Origin of the sequence: Lacrimispora sinapis, from assembly GCF_043633585.1 — a bacterium.
Taxonomy (GTDB): domain Bacteria; phylum Bacillota; class Clostridia; order Lachnospirales; family Lachnospiraceae; genus Lacrimispora; species Lacrimispora sinapis.
Genome location: NZ_CP141832.1, coordinates 1,475,018 through 1,493,488, shown reverse-complemented (window position 1 = coordinate 1,493,488; position 18,471 = coordinate 1,475,018). Strand labels below are relative to the sequence as shown.

Genomic DNA, 18,471 nt, shown 5'->3' with positions numbered 1-18,471 from the left:
AATCCTTCCCTGTTTTCATTAGAATCCATTTTTTCCTAAAAATATGTAACATTAAAGTCTTCGATCCATCTATCAGCCCCCTTCATGGTATATATGAAAAGCCGATATCCAAAAATTGGATATCGGCTTAATTACAACTTAGAGCAATCCCTACTTTGTGATGTTTTCCGTTACTATTTAACTGTATAGAGCACTTCTATCAATTCCAGCCACAGTTATAAAAATAACCTTTCACCTGATCTGGTTTCCTGTCAGAGTGGGTACTTGTGATGACAACATCCATGATATCCGTTCAAATTTTCAAATGTTTTTCTATAAAATCCACTAAAATCCTGTATAATTAACCGCCAATTATGACTTTATCAAATCCTTTCTCAAGGAATATTCCCTGCCGGACGGACTGCTGTCCTATCATTCATTATGCGGATTTATACATACCATACATTAGTGATAACATACCATGAAACGTAAGCCATGTCAACATTTTTTCATAAATCAGACACCATTTTGCTCCTGTTTAGAAGACAGATAAGTATACGGATTTAAAGTTCATCAATGGCTTTACCGATATCATTTCTCATGTATTTATTCTCAAAAGATACCCATTTTACTGCTTCATATGCATTGGCTCGGGCATCTTTTAAATCTGTTCCCAATGCGGTTATCCCTAACACCCTTCCGCCGTTGGTCACAATCTCTCCCCTATCGTTAAACTTACTCCCTGCATGGAATGCATAATAACCTTCTTTTTCTTTAAAAGCAGCAAGACCGGATATGGGAAAGCCTTTCTCATAATGCTCCGGATATCCATCAGAGGCAAGAACCACACATACCGCCGCATTGTCCTCAAACTGAAGATTGATCTCATCCAAAGTACCGTTAATACAGGCTTCAAAAACTTCCACAATATCATTCTTCATGCGTGGAAGCACAACCTGGGTTTCAGGATCTCCGAATCTGGCATTATACTCCAGCACTTTTGGCCCCTGCTCCGTCAGCATCAGTCCAAAAAAAAGGATGCCCTTAAATTCCCTGCCTTCTTCCTTCATTGCCTGAACAGTCGGTTTATAGATATGCTCCTGACAGAAAAAATCCACTTCCTCCGTATAGAATGGGCTTGGAGAAAAGGTACCCATACCTCCTGTATTAAGGCCCTGATCGCCATCCTTTGCCCGCTTGTGATCCTGGGCGGAGGTCATAATTTTGACCGTATTCCCGTCCACAAAGGAAAGAACGGAGACTTCTCTGCCGGTCATGAATTCCTCAATCACGATCCGGTCTCCGGAAGAACCAAACTGCTTGTCCAGCATCAAAGTTTTCACTCCATCTCTTGCCTCTTCCAGTGTGTTGCAGATCAGCACTCCTTTTCCAAGAGCCAAACCGTCCGCTTTTAACACAATCGGCATTTTGGCTGTCTCAAGATACTTCAGGGCCTCCTCTGAGGAATCAAAGGTTTCATATGCAGCCGTCGGTATGTTATACTTTTTCATCAAATCCTTAGAAAAAGACTTGGAACCCTCCAGGCAGGCGGCATTTTTACGGGGACCGAACACCTTAAGTCCTGCGGTTTCAAATGCATCTACCGCTCCCGCTACCAGAGGATCATCCGGCCCCACAATGGTTAAGTCAATCTCATGTTCTTTAGCAAATGCCACCTGCTTTTCAAAATCCATAACACCGATATCCACACACTCTGCAAACTCCGCAATTCCTGCATTACCAGGTGCACAATACAGTTTTTGGACTTTGGGACTTCTGGCCGTCTTCCATGCGATCGCATGTTCTCTTCCTCCGCCGCCTATGATCAGAACTTTCATATTATCTCCTCCTGTCCGTTTGCAATCATTTGAATCGCTTTCGGCAAAATGATCCATTCCGCCTCTTCCATGACCCGCTTTTGAAGCTCCCTTGGCGTATCACCTTTTCGTACTTCAACCGCTTTTTGCAGAATAATCGGGCCGGTATCTGTGCCCTCATCCACATAATGAACCGTTGCTCCTGTTATTTTAACACCTCTCTCCAATGCGGCTTCATGAACCTTCAGACCATAATATCCCACGCCGCAGAAGGAGGGAATCAGGGAAGGATGGACATTGATGATCCGATTTTGGTATTTTTTTATCATGGCTTTTGGTATGGCAACAAGAAATCCGGCAAGAACGATCAGATCCAGCCGGTATTCATCTGTTTTCTCCATCAGAGCCTGATAAAACTGCTCCCTGTTATCAAACTCACGGGGAGAGATACAAACTGCATTAATCCCGTGAGCCTTTGCTCTTTGAAGGGCATAGGCATTGCTGTTGTTGCTGATTACCACTTCCACGGAAGCATTGGTTATTGCCCCGTTGTCCATAGCATCCAAGATGGCCTGAAGATTGGTTCCGCCTCCGGAAACAAACACGCCGATTCTCAGCATAAGGTCACTCCCTTTTCCCCATTCGCGGTACGTCCGATCACATAAGGAGTCTCTCCTGCATTCCTGATTGCCTCCATCGCCGGAGCCACATCGTTTTCATCCACTGCCAGAATCATTCCGATTCCCATATTGAAGGTATTATACATCATCTCTTCTTCAATGTTTCCTTTTTTTGCCAGCAGTTTAAAAATGGCAGGTACTTCATAGCTGTTCTTATCCACAACGGCACAAATGCCGTCAGGGAGCATCCTCGGAATATTTTCATAGAAGCCACCGCCCGTAATGTGGCTGCAGGCTTTGATCTTCACTCCGCTGTCTTTGACGCTCTTTAATGCTTTTACATAAATTTTCGTCGGAACAATCAAAGTTTCTCCAAGAGTTTTTCCCAACTCCCCGTAATAGGTATCAAGGCTTTCCTTGGATACCTCAAATACCTTGCGGACAAGAGAAAAACCATTGCTGTGTACACCGGAAGATGCCATTCCGATGAGAATGTCTCCAGCTTTTAAATCCGCTCCCGTAATAAGATTTTTCTCGTCTACCACACCTACGGAAAAACCGGCCAGATCATACTCATCCTCCGGATAAAAGCCTGGCATCTCTGCAGTTTCCCCTCCGATCAATGCAGCTCCAGCCTGCTTGCAGCCATTTGCAACCCCGCTGACAATTTCTGCTATCTTTTCCGGAAAATTTTTACCGCATGCAATATAATCAAGGAAGAACAACGGCTCTCCGCCTGCGCAGGCAATGTCATTCACGCACATGGCCACGCAGTCGATTCCTACGGTATCATGCTTGTCCATCAAAAAGGCAAGCTTCAGCTTCGTTCCTACCCCATCCGTACCGGAAACAAGGGTTGGTTTCTCCATATCCTTAAATGCTGACATGGAAAAAGCACCTGAAAATCCTCCCAGGCCGCCAAGAACCTCTGGTCTCATTGTCTCCTGCACATGCTTTTTCATTAATTCAACTGACCGGTATCCGGCTTCAATGTCTACTCCGGCATTTTTATAATCCATAGCTTTCTCCTCCGCTTCCGGTAATTTTATTTCTTCATTTGGGCCGTATATTCCTTATAGCCAATCTGATCCAGTTTTTCTGCTTTTTTTACCACTTCATTTTTTAAATTTTCAGAATAATCCTTTAATTTCTTTAAAAGCTCTTCATCACTTGCTGCCAGGATTTTAGCTGCCAAAATTCCTGCATTGGTACCTCCGTTAATGGCAACGGTCGCAACAGGAACGCCGGAGGGCATCTGCACGATGGAATAAAGAGAATCCACTCCGCCAAGGTCTGAAGTCTTCATAGGGATACCAATGACCGGCATAGGGAACAGGGCTGCACACATCCCTGGAAGATGAGCGGCTTTTCCAGCACCTGCGATGATCACTTTAACGCCCCTTGCTTCAGCTGTTCTGGCATATTCAAAAAATACATCCGGCTCTCTGTGGGCAGAAATGACCGTGATCTCAAAATCCACACCCAGCTTCTCCAAAATCTCTGCAGCCTGAGCCATTACAGGCATATCTGAATCACTTCCCATAACAATTGACACTTTTGCCATAGTAAATTCTCCTTTTCCTTCTGTATGATATGGTAATTCATTATTAACGGTAATATTATTAATTAGTAAAATTAATAATTATTGTCTGTTAATCAACTACTGCTTATTAATTATAATACTAGTTTTTTTCTGCTTCGTCAATGGTTTTCTTCATTAATTTAAGTATAACCAAAGACAAACAAAACGAAAGCGCAGAAACTGGAAAGTTTTTTGCTCTCCACTTTCTGCGCCTGGTTATGTAGGCTTAATATTTACCGTTGTCATAAGAGTCACTGTCTTCAAAATAAACAGGATCTATAGAAACCGCAGGTGCTTCCGGTTCCTCCTCATAATGAGGAAGCTCGGGCTGTATTGTTTCACTATGGAATTCACCGGCTGCCTCACCATCGTATAACTTAAACTTCTGGACAAGTCCCTTCATGATCTGGGCCTGGCCTGATAACTCTTCGCTGGCAGCTGCACTCTGTTCTGCCGTCGCAGAGTTGGTCTGAACAACACTTGATATCTGTTCGATTCCCTGAGTTACCTGAGTTACTGCAACTGCCTGCTTGTCGGAAGCTTCTGCCACGTCTTCAATAATTGCATTGATCCGTTTTGTACTTTCCACGACTGCCTGCATGGACTTAGAGGTTTCTGCCGTGATCTTGGTTCCATTTTCCACCGCATGTATGCTTTCTTCAATCAGAAGGGTCGTATTTTTCGCTGCCTCACCGGATTTGCTGGCAAGATTGCGGACTTCATCAGCAACAACTGCAAAGCCCTTTCCTGCTTCTCCTGCACGGGCTGCTTCTACTGCTGCATTAAGTGCCAGGATATTCGTCTGGAAAGCAATATCTTCAATGGCCTTAATGATTTTACCGATTTCATTGGATTTGTCACTGATCTGCAGCATAGCCTGGTTCATCTCAGACATCTTTTCGTTACTTACAGCCACATTCTTTGTTGCTTCCTCTGCTTCCAGGCGGGCCTCTTTTGCATTCTCAGCGTTGCTGTTGATTTGGTTGGAAATATCATTAATGGTAGCTGCAAGTTCCTGAATGGAGGATGCCTGCTCCGTAGCCCCCTGGGAAAGAGCCTGTGCACCGGAGGAAACCTGCTCGGAGCCATTGGCTACCTGGTCGGCTGCTTCGTTGATGCGGGAAAGTGCGTCGCTCAAGTTATTCCGGATATTGCGTATTGCCTCCATAATAGGCTGATAATCATTGACATACTTCTCCCGGCATTTGGAACCGACTTGGAAATCTCCCGATGCCATAGCCCCCAAAAGATAAGTAATATCATCAATAATGTTACCGATATTGGAAATGGTGGTCCTCATGCCATCTGCAAGAACTCCCAGTTCATCGTTGGACTGATAGCTTAAATCTACATGAAGACTTCCCTTGGACATCTCCCCGGCAGCTCTTTCGATCTCTTTTACAGGCTTTACAATACTTTTTGTTATCATGGAAGCCAATCCGATGGTAGCTGCGGCTCCAAGGAGCTGAAATATAACAATAACAACCTCAGTGACTTTTATAACGGACTGTGCGTGCTTAAAGTCACTCTCGGCATTTGCTTTCGCAGAATCACTGATTTTCATTAAATCATCCTGAACCTTTAAATAATATGGTTCCAGTGAATCAAAGAAAAGATTGGATGCCTGACGGCTCTTGTTCTCTTTTGCAAGAACAAATATCTGCTCTTTAAAAGGTTCTGCTTCCTTCAAAGTTTTGGTCATATCGTCTACAAGAGCCTGATCCCCTCTGAAATTCTCTTTCAAATACTTGATTCCTTCTTCCAACTTATCGAAATCAGCTTCTGCTTCTTCAATATAGGAGGCCGTCGTATTCACATCCAGACTCATCGTCGCATAGCTTACGTTTTTCGCAGAAGACTGAATATCACGTCTCATTTCCACAGCGAGCAAAGAAACCTGATGGCCGTTGTTATAAAACTCAACAAACTTGCCATTATTCGTAACTAAGCCATATAAAGAAGTACAGGAAACGATTAAAAACAAAACGAATACAATTCCAAAAGCAATTGTAATCCTTTTACCAATCTTTAGATTTTTCATCTGGTATCCTCCATTTGCATTAATTTTCTTTTGTATCGTCTATCCCCATTATCGACATGATACCACAATTCTTAAGTGATTTTATAAAAGTCTTAATATAATCAGTACTTGACGATAAATTATATGATTCCCAGCATCAAACTTCTAACAAAGGAAGATTTAACTCTTCAATGCCTTCTAACACAAATTTGCCGTCGTCAATAATCTGCACCCGTTTCCCTTCCGGGGTTATGGTCTCAATGCGGTCCAGCTCGGCGTATGGTATGGTAATATCTGTGTGACAGCTGAAATAAGCCTTTGATAAGTCTTCTTTTCTCAGTTCTGACACCTCATTGTCCCTGGCAATCATTTCTTTTCCGTTTGGATTATAAACAGGACTGTCCTCTGCCCAGCTATAGCAGGTATCTCCCACTGCAAAATGAGGTCCCATTTTCTCAACAATTAAAATAGGCAGTTTGTCAAGGATTCCAAATTTTCTTGCCATAGCATATGCTGTGGTATTGGTGCCGATGGCAAACTCTCCCATAGGAAGGGTGTCATGATTCTTTAATATGACCTGCTTAATCAAGGCTCGTCCCTCCGCGGGATCTTCAAAGTTGCTGCAGGAATAATCGGTTATCATACCGTTTTGGAACGTCATCATCAGATTTTTAAACTGGAAGTCCATAATATAGACAGTGCTGACAAACAGTGTCCCTTCTGTTCCGGCAAGCACCGGGGATGTGAATACTTCCCCCAAAGGGATATTTACATCGGCCACACAGTTTTCAAATTTTGTTTCTTTTTCTTTGTCATGCAGCGAATGAAGTGCTACTTTCAGACGGGTCTTATTGTTGCCTTTTCCAGTAACCTCCACATATTCAGCTTCATCAAGTGCATCTATGATAATCTGCTGTAAGCCTTTGTATTTTTCATAATCAAGCGTATTGATCTTGATTGTCTCTTCAAAGATCTCTTCAAACCGCTCCCCGATTGTCGGAACAGGGAAGGCTATAATGGTAAAGCTTGTCTCTTCTCCAGGGATAAATTGATTTAAAATCACGGAAGTTTCATTGGACATCTCTGCCGCCAGCTTCTCCTGCTTGCTGTCAAGCCTAAAAGCCTCCGGCTTATTGACCGGGTGAAACTCTTCTTTTCCAAAGGTTTCTATCACTGCCGGACCAGCATATTGAAGCGCCAGGTCTTTATAGGTTTCATATGCCACCTTCATGACAGAAGCCTTCCTGTCCTTAAACGCCTTATTTAAATAGATGGCATTATCATAGCGGTGGTCATAATCATACTGGCGGTTGGGAGAAGTGCTGTAATACCCTGCTTTTCTACCTGCGTTCGTATTGACGGACCACACAGCAGCCCGGCAGAGAATGATCTTAAGGCCCATTTTTTCAAAATTCTCCATGGCATATTTCACCATTCGTTCAAAGCCCAGTTCGTAGCGGATCTGTACCGCTCCTTTTTTGGACAGATCCCTTCCCATGACCTCAAAGCCTTTGCGGTAGCCCTCCGTATAGGTGTCCGCCATAAGACGGACTTTTTCTTCCGGAAGAGAATTTAAAAATTCTGCCACTTTAAGCTCGGAATCCGAAATATATTCACCGAAATAATACAGGTATCGAAGATCCGATAAATCGTTTTCCTTAATGATATCTGCTGCAAAAGATAAAGAAGGATCTAACCCCTCCCGAACCCGGTAAGAGACCGTGTGATCCGTATAATCGCTGACGAACCAGTACAATACTTCCTTTATAGCGGAAACCTCCGGTGCCTCTTCTTCAAACATATTGTAAATCTCTATGAGCACTTCATTTAAAATAGTAATATCCGTAAGACGCCACTCATGAACAAAAACGATATCTCCCCTTATTTCCTTATATAAGTAACAAAGAAGCCGTCCGTACTCCTCCCCCAGCTGTGCCACTGCATAGGAGGGATTCGCATAGCTGCTTTCATAATGGCCCGGTAAAATATCCTCATACAGCCTGTGGTTCCACTGACTCAATTCTTCCATGGAAGCAGTCTTTTGATGTCCCTGTTCAATAAAAGCTAAGTATTCTCCTATCATTTGTATGAACGAGGCTGTTTTGGCAAAATAATCAAGGAACGGTTTCTGTACGGTTTTTTCCAAAACCATCTGACTGATCCGTTCCATTGATAATTCAAAGCGTTCCATTATCGCTTCATTTTCCTGTTGAAATTGTATTTTATAATCCATGTTGTTACCCCCTTATTCCGATAATAATTAAAACGATCCAAAAAATCACAAGAATCCCGCTGATTCCTATACCGATTCTGGACAGAATGTATTTTTTCTCCTTTTCAAAAAAGGAAAGGACACCATAGCCAATGGAAACAAAGGATATGATCAGACTACAGAAACAGACAGCCGCAACGTTCAGCTGCGCCTGCCCTGCCGCCATGACTGAACTGGCGATCCCAATGATTCCCAATACCAGCGCCCCAACAGAAAGCCCCAGAGACAGAAAACTTTTCTTGGCAAAAGGTTTTCTAATGTAGGACACTCTTTTCTGTTTTTTCACGCCTTTTCCTCCTAACTCTTATGTGCTGCACAATTTTATACAAGGTATAGCCCAGAATTCCTCCTGCCGTGTTCAAAATCATATCGTCTACATCAAAGCTTCCCACCTTAAATACCAGCTGAATGGTTTCAATCGTCAGACTAAAAAGGAAACTTAACAGCACCGTATTAAAGAAGCGGCGGCTTCGGCGGCTGATGACCGGCAAAAAGAAACCAAAGGGCATAAATCCTGCAATATTCCCGACGATATTAAGAAGAAAAGATTCAAGTCCAACTACCTTGCGGTAAACGATAAATCGCCGTATCTCCTTTAATGGGACCAGATTGTAGGCATAATCCTGCCGCAAGTGGCTCCCTCTGCCAAAGAAATCGGAAAAGAATAGAAAGTACACCAAAAAGAGTAAGTAGATTAAAAAAACAACCCACCCCATTTTCTGCCGCTTTGTCGCATTTTTAATCATAACAGCTCCATCTTTTCTTAAAAAGAGAAAGACTGTCTGAAAGCCATTCCTTTCTAACAGCTTCCTCCATGAGTAATCGCATTAAAATGTAATTTCTGATTTTCTTTTCAGCAGAAATGATCCATTTATAATTGATATGATGCCGGCAGTAAGGCCGATAACAGTCACAACAATCCCTATTGCAAGGCTTAATGCGCCCGCATTTCTCATAGTCTTGTAAACTCTCTCCATATCAGACTCTCCTTATCTTACACCATAAATTTCGTAATAAGTGTCAATGGCAGCTTTTAACGTATCATCAATGACGATCTTACCGCCGCATTCTTTGTTATATAAATGTTCAATGACTTCTGCCATGGATACAATGGCAGACGCTGGGAATCCATACTTTTCCTGGATCTCATCAAGAGCACTCTTTTCGCCCTTTCCCTTTTCCATACGGTTTAATGATACCATCAGTCCCAGGATCTCCACATCTCCCTGTGCTTTTATGATTGGGAATGTCTCTTCAATGGATTTTCCAGAAGTGGTCACATCTTCAATGATGACGACCCTGTCTCCATCCTTAATCGGACTTCCGAGAAGAATTCCCGTATCCCCGTGATCCTTTTCTTCCTTTCGGTTGGAGCAGTATTTGATTTCCTTGCCGTATAAATCGTGAAAAGCAATAGCCGTCGCAACGCTTAATGGAATGCCTTTATAAGCAGGTCCGAACAAAACATCAAAATCATCACCAAAATTATCATGAATGGCCTTTGCGTAATACTCTCCCAGCTTTTTTAATTGGGCTCCTGTTACATAGGAACCTGCATTCATAAAGAAGGGGGATTTTCTTCCGCTTTTCAATGTAAAATTGCCAAATTTAAGGACTTTGCTGTCCACCATAAATTCTATAAATTCCTGCTTATACTGTTCCATTCTTTTATCCTCTCTATTCTAATAGTCCTCACTTACCGTACTGCTCCGATCAGATCCCGAATGTCATCCACACCGTATTTCTTCATATATCCCTCAATGCCTCTCACTACCTCACTGGCTGCATAAGGATTTCTGAAATTAGCGGTTCCCACGGATACTGCAGTAGCTCCTGCCAGAATAAATTCCATAGCATCCTCCGCAGTCATGATTCCACCCATGCCGATGACTGGAATCTTCACCGCATTGGCAGCTTGATATACCATGCGGACTGCAATGGGCTTAATCGCAGGACCGGAAAGTCCTCCGGTTTTATTTGCCACGGCAAATGTCCGGCGGTTGATATCTATTTTCATCCCGGTCAGCGTATTGATCAGAGAAAGTACATCGGCCCCTCCCGCTTCCGCCGCTTTTGCCATAACCGTAATATCCGTTACATTGGGGCTCAATTTCATGATCACCGGCTGTTTCGCATATTTTTTTACTTCGCGGGTAATGGCTTCCACCGCTTTGGGGTCCTGGCCGAAGGCAATTCCGCCCTCTTTTACATTGGGGCAGGAAATATTAATCTCCAGCATGTCCACCGGTTCATCTGCCAGACGTTCCACCACCTGCAGATAATCTTCGGTTGTCTTTCCGCAGACATTGACGATGATCTTTGTGTCGTATTGCTTTAAAAATGGAACATCTCTCTTAACAAATACCTCCATACCAGGATTCTGTAGACCGATCGCATTGATCATGCCGCCGTAAGTCTCAGCAATTCTGGGAGTGGGATTGCCGGGCCATGGAACGTTGGCAACACCTTTTGTCACCACCGCGCCCAGATCATTTAAGTCAATCATCTCACTGTATTCTTCTCCGGACCCAAAGGTACCGGAAGCGGTCATAACAGGGTTTTTAAGTTCTATTCCAGCCAGATTTACTTTTGTATTCATCTTAAAAGTCTACCTCCTCTGCCCGAAACACCGGGCCGTCTTTGCAGACCCTTTTATTGTGTACCATAGAATGTTGATCAATTCCGCTGCTCTTGCAGACGCAGGCAAGGCAGGCTCCGATCCCGCATGCCATCCGCTCCTCCAAAGACAGATAACATTCCATCTGGTTTTCGAGTGCATATGCTTTGATTGCTTTTAACATGGGGGTGGGACCACAGGCAAAAATCACATCTCCCTTTAAACCATGCTCCCGTATCGCATCAAGGACATTCCCCTTTGTGCCTTCGCTTCCGTCCTCTGTCGCCAAAAAAATATCCCCATAGGGGTGAAATTCTTCGTTTAAAAAGAGACAATCCCGGTATCCCAGAATGATCTGCTTTTCGCAGGACAGCTGCTTTGCAAGCTCCAGCATTGGGGGAATCCCGATTCCTCCGCCGATTAAAAAGGCTTTTTTTCCGGGAGCACCTGCAGAAAGGGGAAACCCATTCCCCAGGGGGCCCATGATATCCACAGAATCGCCTTCTTTATAATGGGAAAATTCTTCTGTTCCGCTTCCCAGCACACGGTATACGATTCTTAAAAGGCCCTTTTCCCTGTCGACCTCACAAATACTGATTGGCCGAGGCAGAAGTTTAGAATTGTCTTTTGTATACATAGAAATAAATTGTCCTGGTACTGCTTGTTCCGCCATGTCTTTTGTTTCGATCCACATGCTGTATACACCATCTGCCAGCCTGATCTGACTGGAGACCCTTGCTGATTCCATTACTTTCGCCATGATGCCTCCTCTTATAATACCCGGTTGATGTCAGTCACCATATCGATCACTGCCTGCCTGGAGGCTTCCCCAAAATGCTCTGCTCCAAACCTTTTATATTTATCCTGCTTATATGCAGCAATGATTCCTCTGGAAGAATTTACAACTGCGCCCAGCCCATCTTCATTAAAACATGGTTTTAAATCCTCAGCAGTTCCTCCCTGTGCCCCATACCCCGGCACCAGAAAATATGTGTTTGGCATCAGTTTTCTGAGAATTCTGCTCATCTCAGGATAAGTAGCACCTACAACAGCACCCACATTGCTGTAAGTTCCATCCATGGATTCGGCTCCCCATTCTACAACTTTTTCCGCAACCAGCTCATACACTGGGCGTCCATCGACCAGACGGTCCTGAAATTCCCCGCTGGAGGGATTGGAGGTCTTGACCAGCACAAAAAGCCCTTTGTCTTCTTCGTTGCATACATCAACAAAAGGCTTTATCCCGTCGGTACCCAGATATGGATTGACCGTAAGAAAATCGGTGCCAAATCCCGAAAAGTGATTGCTGCCTACTTTTACCTTACCGATATGGGCAGCAGCATAAGCAGCCGAGGTAGAACCGATATCACCTCTTTTGGCATCTCCAATCACGAGAAGACCCTTTTCCCGGCAATAATTCACTGTCTTTACATAGGTTTTCAAACCTTCGATGCCAAACTGTTCATACATGGCGATCTGGGGCTTTACGGAGGGGATCAAATCGTATACATGATCTATGATTTCTTTGTTATATTGCCAGATCGCTTCGGCTGCACCTTCCAGTGTCTCACCGAATTCTTCAAATGCTTTCTTTATAACATGCTCCGGTATATAGTTAAGCATCGGGTCCAATCCTACACAAATCGGTGCTTTTGTCTTCTGGATTTTCTCAATTAACTGCCTGATCATTGTCTCCTCCTTGGTCTCTTTGTCCTTATTATTCTCTATTCTTTCCAATTCTATCATAAGAAGGAACTGGCTTCAAGCCTTTTGTTCCTCCGAACAAAGAAAGCAGACCTATGCTTTTTTAGAAAACTTATGACTGTATTCTTATTTACCAGCCGGTCAATTGAACGGAAGCATCCACCAATCGTTTCTCAAACTGGCTGTAAAAGTCCGTTCCAAAGTTATAAGGAGCCAGATAAAAATTCTTCAGCACATACAGGCTGATTTTATTTGCAAAATCCGGGCTATTTTCCTGTTCCAGCCTCTGCTGTAAACGTTTTAATAGAGAATGCCAGTCCCATATAAATGTTTCATACCGCTTTATATCCGAAGTATCCAGCCATTTCCGAACCTTCACCTTTGTCCTGGTTTCCATGCGGCATTCATTGGTCTGCAGGAAATACCGAAATCCCTGTTCTTCATAAATTCTTCCCAGCGGAAACAAACGGCAGATCCCCGGCCGGAATCCATGAATGCTGCAGCGTCCCTCTTCACTTAAAAATCCGCACCGTTCTTCTTTGCCAGACATCTTTAAGTTGGGAAGCACGATCCCGTCCACAACATTTAATTCAAGCTTATCTGCAAGCAGTTTCTCCATGGTACAGGAAAGGTTTTCGGTCAAGCGGAAACAGTCAAGAGGGTCCAGGATAACCGACTGCCCCATCCCCTGACAACAGGCAAAACAACCTTTGCAGTCTCCGCAATCCGCCTTCACCATATCATTTAACCCATATAATTTTCCATCTGAAATCTCTTTTAGATCGACTTCCCGCTTCATATGCTGAGTCCCCTCACTTCTTCTTATTAAAAACATGGCTATTTTATCATTTTCCTGAAATACCATCAATGTTATTTCAATTTTTTTCAAAAAATTAGCACTCACCTATTGACAGCGCTAATAATGTGTGTTATATTACAGCTATAACAAATAAACAAAGCACCGATCAAATGGTGCGATAGGATTGAATGAAAAAGGAGGAATAATTATGTTATTAGCCAGAAGAAACAATTTATTTGATGATTTTTTCAATGATCCGTTCTTTGCAGATGTATATCCGAACAGACAATCCTTAATGAAAACCGACATCGAAGATGATGGTACCAACTACATTATTGACATGGAATTGCCGGGATTTAATAAAGAAATGGTAAAAGCAGAACTGAAGGACGGATATTTAACCGTTTTTGCAGAGAATACCTCTGAAAATGAATCTGAATCTGAGAAAAACTATATTCGTAAGGAACGCTACCACAGTTCTTTAAAAAGAAGCTTTTACGTAGGGTCCAGAGTGAAACAGGAAGATATTAAAGCTTCCTTTGATAATGGTATTTTAAGACTCACCTTTCCAAAGGAGGCTCCTAAGGAAATTGAGGCCACTCAATACATTCCAATTGAATAATTCAAAAAAAGCAGAAGGCTTTCGTTTTGAGCCTTCTGCTTTTTTATATTTGATCCAATGCTTCTCAGTTGAATTCCTTTATATAAGCGGTCGTCACATAAGTCCCGCTTTTATAAGATTTTTTCGCCATGGCTTCATCTTTTTCCAGCTTTATGTTCATCCACATCTCTTCTGCCGCAATGGTTAAATGGGATAACATAATTCCAATGCATAATTCACGCATGGAAACAAGGGGTGATGAGGGCAAAAAATCTCTGCAGGCAAATATATATATCCGGTCATTATAAACGATGAAGCGCCAGGGCTGTGTATTCATGGAAGACGGTGCAAGTCTTGCAGCCTTTAAGATGTTCTTAATCGGTTCGCCTACTTCCTCTTTAAATACGCACAATTCTTTTAAAGGCAGCCGCTTAGCCGTGGCTGGATCACGATAGAGCAATGTTTTGGGATAACCAAATGCGATGGTAATCACCTGCTTATACTTTTCATGATTCTCTTTGTATACTTTTGTGTTTCCAAGGTAGCAGGTGCCAAGACCTTTTCCTGTCATGTACAGCAATACCGGTTCCAAAATATACCCGGCATTTGCCAGATATCCCTCCTTCTCCTCCGAGTAAAATACCAGATAATACGGTGCCTCTACTTTCCATAACCCCTTAACCGGCAGACGCCCATCCAGATTTTCGTATATTTCCAATTTTACTGAAATGTCCGGATCAAGCTTTAATACACAGTTCCCGAAATAAAGGATATCCTTTAAAAGCTGTTCCGAGACCTGCTCTCTTTTAAATTTCCTGATGGATCTTCTTTTAAATATCATCTGATAAAGATTCATACCTGCTCCCCTCTTCTCTAACCAGCAATCGGACTTAAATAAGCCCTCTCATTTCTTTTAAAAGCCCGGCAAACACCAAAAGCGCCTCTTTTACCGGTTCTGCTGTTGACATATCAACACCGCAAAGCTTTAAAAGGTCTATGGGAGTTCTGGAATTTCCGCCGCTTAAAAATTCAAAGTACCCCTTGATGGCTTCCTGATCTCCTGCGAGAATCTTGCTGCTTATGGCAACGGCAGCCGAAAACCCTGTCGCATACTGATATACGTAAAATGGCGTATAAAAATGGGGGATTCTGGACCATTCATAGTCAATCTCCGGATCAATCACCATATCGGGCCCAAAATAAAATTCATTGAGACGGTGGTAGATCTGGCAGAGAAGTTCTGAGGTCAATATCCGGCCTTCCTGCACCATACGGTGAGTCTCTGCCTCAAACTCCGCAAACATAGCCTGCCGGTAAAGGGTTCCTCTAAAACTGTCCATAAAATGATTGACCAGATAGGCGCGTTCCTTTTTATCTTCTGTCGTATTCAGCAGATGACGGATGAGCAGGGCTTCATTGCAGGTGGAAGCTACTTCCGCTACAAAGATCTTATAGCCCGCATCCACATAGGACTGGTTGCGGTCGGAATACCAGCTGTGAAGCGCATGCCCCATCTCATGGGCAAGCGTAAAAACACTGTCAAGCGTTCCGTTATAATTAAGCAGTACATAGGGATGGACCCCATAAACGCCCCAGGAATATGCCCCGCTTCTTTTTCCTTCATTCTCATACACATCAATCCAACGGTTTTCAAAGCCTTCCCGCAACAGCGAAAGATATTCTTCTCCCAAAGGCTTCAGCCCCTCCAAAACCATGGCTTTGGCCTCTTCAAAGGAAATCTTTTTTTCTTTTGCGGATACCATAGGCACATACAGATCATACATATGAAGTTCTTCAACTCCAAGTGCCTCTTTGCGTATGGAAACGTACTCATGGAGATAAGAAATTCCTTCATGAACCGCTTCTATCAGATGATCATAGACTTCTTCCGGAATCTCATTCTCAGCCAGAGAGTGGGCCCTTGCAGAGGGATAATTTCTTGCCGCAGCATAGAAAGCAGCCTTTTTTACGTTGGAAGCAAACGTCGCTGCCAGTGTGTTCCCAAACTGCTTGTAAACACCGTAGAGGGCCTCAAAAGCGGATTTTCTCACCTCTCTGTTCTGCTTTTCCATAAGAGCAATATAATTCCCATGGGTGATCCTGACTGGCTGGCCATTCTCATCCGGGATCTCAGGAAACTTTACATCTGCATTATTGAACATATTAAATATATCCGAAGAGCCGGATGTGGCCTCCATGGATTTTGCCAGGAGTGCTTCCATAGATGCGGATAACGTATGGGCCTTCTTTTTTAAAATAATCTCAAAGGTTCTTTCATAACGCGCAAGGCCTGGCTCCTTCTTTCGGAATTCGGCAAGGGTCTCCTCCGGAAGCCCAATGATTTCAGGTATCAGAAATGAGGAAAGTCCTGCTGCCCGATACGACAGTGTTCTCGCCTTTGCCGAGAATTCCTGATATTTTGCATTGCCGGTATCTTCATCTGATTTCTGTTTTCCGTAAACAAATAACGTCTCTATCTTTAAGGACACCTCTTCGTCAAACTTCAAACACGAAAAAAGCATCTCTGCGGAGTCCGCCAGATGTCCTTCAAACTTTTTATAACCGGAAAGTTCCTGCTCAGTTTCATGGAACAATTCCTCCCATGCCGCGTCTGACGGCAGAATATCCGCCAGGTTCCAGGTATCGCAAACTGGTATTTCATCTCTTTTTTTCAATGATATCCCTCCAACCGATTTACTTGTGTTTATTCTATCACCCATATTTCAAAGAAACAACCATAAATATGGAAATATTTTATTGAATTTACATGTTTTTTTGTATTATACTATAGGAAAACAAATCAGGAGTCCTGCTATGAATATAATCCGTACCAATTCCCCTACGCAAACACAAAAACATGATTTATACTTACTGCAGGATACCTGCAGAAACCATGACAGCATATCTTTGACCTTTCCAATGGAAGAGGATTGTATCTATTACTTATTATACGGCGAAGAGGTTCTCTTATCCGCTATCAGCGCATTTTTTACCGAAAATCAGGATTACGAATGCAGCGCTTTTACGGCCCCGGTTCACCGGAGAAAAGGATATTTTGTCCGTTTGCTCAAAGAGTTATTAAAGGAGACCGGGGAAACCGATCTGATCTTTCCCGTAGACGAAACCTGCCCGGACACGCTTGCAGCAATCAAAGCCATAGAAGCCTCCTTTTGGTACCAGGAGCACATCATGGAACTGCCTCCTTCCCAGCTGTTTAAAACCAGTCATTCCAAAGACAGACGCTATTCCGACAAGCTGTCCCTGACCATTGCCACTTCGCCGGAAGAGACACCGGTCCAATGTGTATTTTTGTTAGAGGGCAGCACTGTGGGGTCCTGCTTTCTGGATTTCTTAGACCATGGCACTTATTTTTACGGCTTTGAGATCGCAGAACCCCTTCGCAATCAGGGACTTGGAACCGCATGTCTTTCTCTGTTTTTGGATACTTATTTTGCCCATCCCAATGCCAAACGGTTTAAAAAGCTTTTTTTACAGGTATCCGGGCTTAACGAGCCGGCCCTCGCTCTGTACAAAAAAGCAGGATTCCAGATCACAGAAACCCTGTCCTATTATGTATACTAATTTTTATCCAGATCAAATAATATGTAGGAAAACAAAAAGAGTGGGAAAGGATTATAACTTCCTCTCTCACTCTATCTATATTATTCATCCCAGTTATGATAGGTTGCCTGCACGTCATCATCGGCATCTAAAAGATCCAGAATCCGGTTCATCTTCTTAATGGATTCGTCATCTGTCAGTTCTACCCAAGTCTGAGGGATCATGGTAACATCCGCTTCTGCCATGGCAATTCCTGCCGCTTCCAGCGCTTCTCTTACCGCACTGAACTCATCCGGTCCGGTAATCACTTCATAGCTGTCCTCTTCCTCTGAAAAATCCTCTGCCCCTGCATCCAGAGCGAGCATCATCAGTTCATCCGGGTCCATCTCACATTCTTCCTTGTCAATGATGATCTGGCCCTTTCTATCAAAAAGGAAGGAAACGCAGCCGGGAGTACCTACATTGCCTCCGCCCTTTGTAAATGCACTTCTGACATTTGCTGCCGTACGGTTTTTATTGTCTGTCAAGGTATCTACGATGATTGCAACTCCGTTGGGGCCATAACCTTCGTATGTAATTGTTTCATAATTAACAGAAGCCGCATCACCGGCCGCTTTTTTAATCCCGCGGTCAATGGTATCATTTGGCATGTTATTTGCTTTTGCTTTTGCAATAACATCACGGAGCCTACTATTATTTGCAGGGTCTGGTCCGCCTTCTTTTACTGCTACTGCTATTTCTCTTCCGATGACAGTGAAAATCTTGCCTTTTGCGGAATCATTCTTCTCTTTTTTGTGTTTGATATTTGCGAACTTTGAATGTCCTGACATTGTTTAAAGCACTCCTTTTCTTTCTCTATTTCGTCCTTTTCTTCTTAAAACCAAAATCTTTTCTATTCT

General features: G+C 43.3%; 19 protein-coding genes. 2 read left to right on the top strand and 17 right to left on the bottom strand.

Features of this window, described 5'->3' with window-relative positions; all coding sequences use genetic code 11:
• Nucleotides 1–542 precede the first annotated feature (542 nt).
• The 14 genes from purD to VIG27_RS06745 all read right to left on the bottom strand — a co-directional run bounded on the left by purD (nt 543) and on the right by VIG27_RS06745 (nt 13,410).
• A complete protein-coding gene (gene purD, locus VIG27_RS06810; protein ID WP_394526441.1) occupies nt 543–1,817 on the bottom strand; it encodes a phosphoribosylamine--glycine ligase in 1,275 nt (424 codons plus the stop codon).
• Nucleotides 1,814–2,416 (bottom strand): phosphoribosylglycinamide formyltransferase, encoded by a 603-nt coding sequence (gene purN, locus VIG27_RS06805; protein ID WP_394526439.1) that lies wholly within the window; start codon nt 2,414–2,416, stop codon nt 1,814–1,816. Before purN ends, purD begins: the two co-directional genes overlap by 4 nt.
• Entirely contained in the window at nt 2,410–3,435 is a 1,026-nt protein-coding gene (gene purM / locus VIG27_RS06800; RefSeq protein WP_394526436.1) for a phosphoribosylformylglycinamidine cyclo-ligase, read from the bottom strand. Before purM ends, purN begins: the two co-directional genes overlap by 7 nt.
• Before the next feature lie 26 nt (nt 3,436–3,461).
• Nucleotides 3,462–3,980 carry a 5-(carboxyamino)imidazole ribonucleotide mutase gene (gene purE / locus VIG27_RS06795; RefSeq protein WP_394526434.1) on the bottom strand — a complete coding sequence of 173 codons (519 nt, stop codon included), beginning with the start codon at nt 3,978–3,980 and terminating at the stop codon, nt 3,462–3,464.
• A gap of 244 nt (nt 3,981–4,224) precedes the next feature.
• Entirely contained in the window at nt 4,225–6,039 is a 1,815-nt protein-coding gene (locus VIG27_RS06790) for a methyl-accepting chemotaxis protein (protein WP_394526431.1), read from the bottom strand.
• A 136-nt stretch (nt 6,040–6,175) separates the two neighbouring features.
• A complete protein-coding gene (locus tag VIG27_RS06785; protein WP_394526428.1) occupies nt 6,176–8,251 on the bottom strand; it encodes an aminopeptidase in 2,076 nt (691 codons plus the stop codon).
• 4 nt (nt 8,252–8,255) lie between these two features.
• The gene (locus VIG27_RS06780; protein WP_394526425.1) at nt 8,256–8,576 is read right to left on the bottom strand and encodes a DUF6142 family protein; all 321 of its coding nucleotides are present in this window, start codon (nt 8,574–8,576) and stop codon (nt 8,256–8,258) included.
• Entirely contained in the window at nt 8,545–9,036 is a 492-nt protein-coding gene (locus tag VIG27_RS06775) for a VanZ family protein (RefSeq protein ID WP_394526422.1), read from the bottom strand. Before VIG27_RS06775 ends, VIG27_RS06780 begins: the two co-directional genes overlap by 32 nt.
• A gap of 81 nt (nt 9,037–9,117) precedes the next feature.
• Entirely contained in the window at nt 9,118–9,267 is a 150-nt protein-coding gene (locus VIG27_RS06770) for a hypothetical protein (protein WP_394526419.1), read from the bottom strand.
• 12 nt (nt 9,268–9,279) lie between these two features.
• Nucleotides 9,280–9,954: an orotate phosphoribosyltransferase gene (gene pyrE, locus VIG27_RS06765; protein WP_394526417.1), complete on the bottom strand. Its 675-nt coding sequence runs from the start codon at nt 9,952–9,954 to the stop codon at nt 9,280–9,282.
• A gap of 32 nt (nt 9,955–9,986) precedes the next feature.
• The gene (locus VIG27_RS06760; RefSeq protein ID WP_394526414.1) at nt 9,987–10,889 is read right to left on the bottom strand and encodes a dihydroorotate dehydrogenase; all 903 of its coding nucleotides are present in this window, start codon (nt 10,887–10,889) and stop codon (nt 9,987–9,989) included.
• Nucleotide 10,890: 1 nt separating this feature from the next.
• Nucleotides 10,891–11,667 (bottom strand): dihydroorotate dehydrogenase electron transfer subunit, encoded by a 777-nt coding sequence (locus VIG27_RS06755; protein ID WP_394526412.1) that lies wholly within the window; start codon nt 11,665–11,667, stop codon nt 10,891–10,893.
• Between the two features lie 11 nt (nt 11,668–11,678).
• A complete protein-coding gene (pyrF, locus tag VIG27_RS06750) occupies nt 11,679–12,596 on the bottom strand; it encodes an orotidine-5'-phosphate decarboxylase (protein ID WP_394526410.1) in 918 nt (305 codons plus the stop codon).
• A gap of 145 nt (nt 12,597–12,741) precedes the next feature.
• The gene (locus VIG27_RS06745) at nt 12,742–13,410 is read right to left on the bottom strand and encodes a YkgJ family cysteine cluster protein (protein ID WP_394527444.1); all 669 of its coding nucleotides are present in this window, start codon (nt 13,408–13,410) and stop codon (nt 12,742–12,744) included.
• A gap of 208 nt (nt 13,411–13,618) precedes the next feature.
• Here VIG27_RS06745 and VIG27_RS06740 point away from each other — a divergent pair, with 208 nt between their 5' ends.
• Nucleotides 13,619–14,032 carry an Hsp20/alpha crystallin family protein gene (locus tag VIG27_RS06740; protein ID WP_394526407.1) on the top strand — a complete coding sequence of 138 codons (414 nt, stop codon included), beginning with the start codon at nt 13,619–13,621 and terminating at the stop codon, nt 14,030–14,032.
• Between the two features lie 64 nt (nt 14,033–14,096).
• Here the strand turns inward: VIG27_RS06740 and VIG27_RS06735 are convergent, their stop codons facing one another.
• Nucleotides 14,097–14,867, bottom strand: a complete 771-nt coding sequence (locus VIG27_RS06735) for a nitroreductase family protein (protein ID WP_394526405.1) — start codon at nt 14,865–14,867, stop codon at nt 14,097–14,099.
• A 34-nt stretch (nt 14,868–14,901) separates the two neighbouring features.
• Entirely contained in the window at nt 14,902–16,686 is a 1,785-nt protein-coding gene (pepF, locus tag VIG27_RS06730) for an oligoendopeptidase F (RefSeq protein ID WP_394526403.1), read from the bottom strand.
• Between the two features lie 139 nt (nt 16,687–16,825).
• Here pepF and VIG27_RS06725 point away from each other — a divergent pair, with 139 nt between their 5' ends.
• On the top strand, nt 16,826–17,593 hold the full coding sequence (locus VIG27_RS06725) for a GNAT family N-acetyltransferase (RefSeq protein WP_394526400.1): 768 nt from the start codon (nt 16,826–16,828) through the stop codon (nt 17,591–17,593).
• An 80-nt stretch (nt 17,594–17,673) separates the two neighbouring features.
• Here VIG27_RS06725 and VIG27_RS06720 read toward each other — a convergent pair whose 3' ends face one another.
• A complete protein-coding gene (locus VIG27_RS06720) occupies nt 17,674–18,402 on the bottom strand; it encodes a YebC/PmpR family DNA-binding transcriptional regulator (protein ID WP_394526398.1) in 729 nt (242 codons plus the stop codon).
• Between the last annotated feature and the right edge of the window lie 69 nt (nt 18,403–18,471).

Excerpts from the sequence above, each read along its gene's own strand:
- VIG27_RS06720 (WP_394526398.1), bottom strand. The coding sequence starts at position 18,402 with ATGTCAGGACATTCAAAGTTCGCAAATATCAAACACAAAAAAGAGAAG.
- VIG27_RS06775 (WP_394526422.1), bottom strand. The coding sequence starts at position 9,036 with ATGATTAAAAATGCGACAAAGCGGCAGAAAATGGGGTGGGTTGTTTTT.
- VIG27_RS06725 (WP_394526400.1), top strand. The coding sequence starts at position 16,826 with ATGAATATAATCCGTACCAATTCCCCTACGCAAACACAAAAACATGAT.
- purN (WP_394526439.1), bottom strand. The coding sequence starts at position 2,416 with ATGCTGAGAATCGGCGTGTTTGTTTCCGGAGGCGGAACCAATCTTCAG.
- pyrE (WP_394526417.1), bottom strand. The coding sequence starts at position 9,954 with ATGGAACAGTATAAGCAGGAATTTATAGAATTTATGGTGGACAGCAAA.
- purM (WP_394526436.1), bottom strand. The coding sequence starts at position 3,435 with ATGGATTATAAAAATGCCGGAGTAGACATTGAAGCCGGATACCGGTCA.
- VIG27_RS06785 (WP_394526428.1), bottom strand. The coding sequence starts at position 8,251 with ATGGATTATAAAATACAATTTCAACAGGAAAATGAAGCGATAATGGAA.
- VIG27_RS06735 (WP_394526405.1), bottom strand. The coding sequence starts at position 14,867 with ATGAATCTTTATCAGATGATATTTAAAAGAAGATCCATCAGGAAATTT.
- VIG27_RS06770 (WP_394526419.1), bottom strand. The coding sequence starts at position 9,267 with ATGGAGAGAGTTTACAAGACTATGAGAAATGCGGGCGCATTAAGCCTT.
- purD (WP_394526441.1), bottom strand. The coding sequence starts at position 1,817 with ATGAAAGTTCTGATCATAGGCGGCGGAGGAAGAGAACATGCGATCGCA.
- VIG27_RS06790 (WP_394526431.1), bottom strand. The coding sequence starts at position 6,039 with ATGAAAAATCTAAAGATTGGTAAAAGGATTACAATTGCTTTTGGAATT.
- VIG27_RS06760 (WP_394526414.1), bottom strand. The coding sequence starts at position 10,889 with ATGAATACAAAAGTAAATCTGGCTGGAATAGAACTTAAAAACCCTGTT.
- pyrF (WP_394526410.1), bottom strand. The coding sequence starts at position 12,596 with ATGATCAGGCAGTTAATTGAGAAAATCCAGAAGACAAAAGCACCGATT.
- VIG27_RS06740 (WP_394526407.1), top strand. The coding sequence starts at position 13,619 with ATGTTATTAGCCAGAAGAAACAATTTATTTGATGATTTTTTCAATGAT.
- purE (WP_394526434.1), bottom strand. The coding sequence starts at position 3,980 with ATGGCAAAAGTGTCAATTGTTATGGGAAGTGATTCAGATATGCCTGTA.
- VIG27_RS06745 (WP_394527444.1), bottom strand. The coding sequence starts at position 13,410 with ATGAAGCGGGAAGTCGATCTAAAAGAGATTTCAGATGGAAAATTATAT.
- VIG27_RS06755 (WP_394526412.1), bottom strand. The coding sequence starts at position 11,667 with ATGGCGAAAGTAATGGAATCAGCAAGGGTCTCCAGTCAGATCAGGCTG.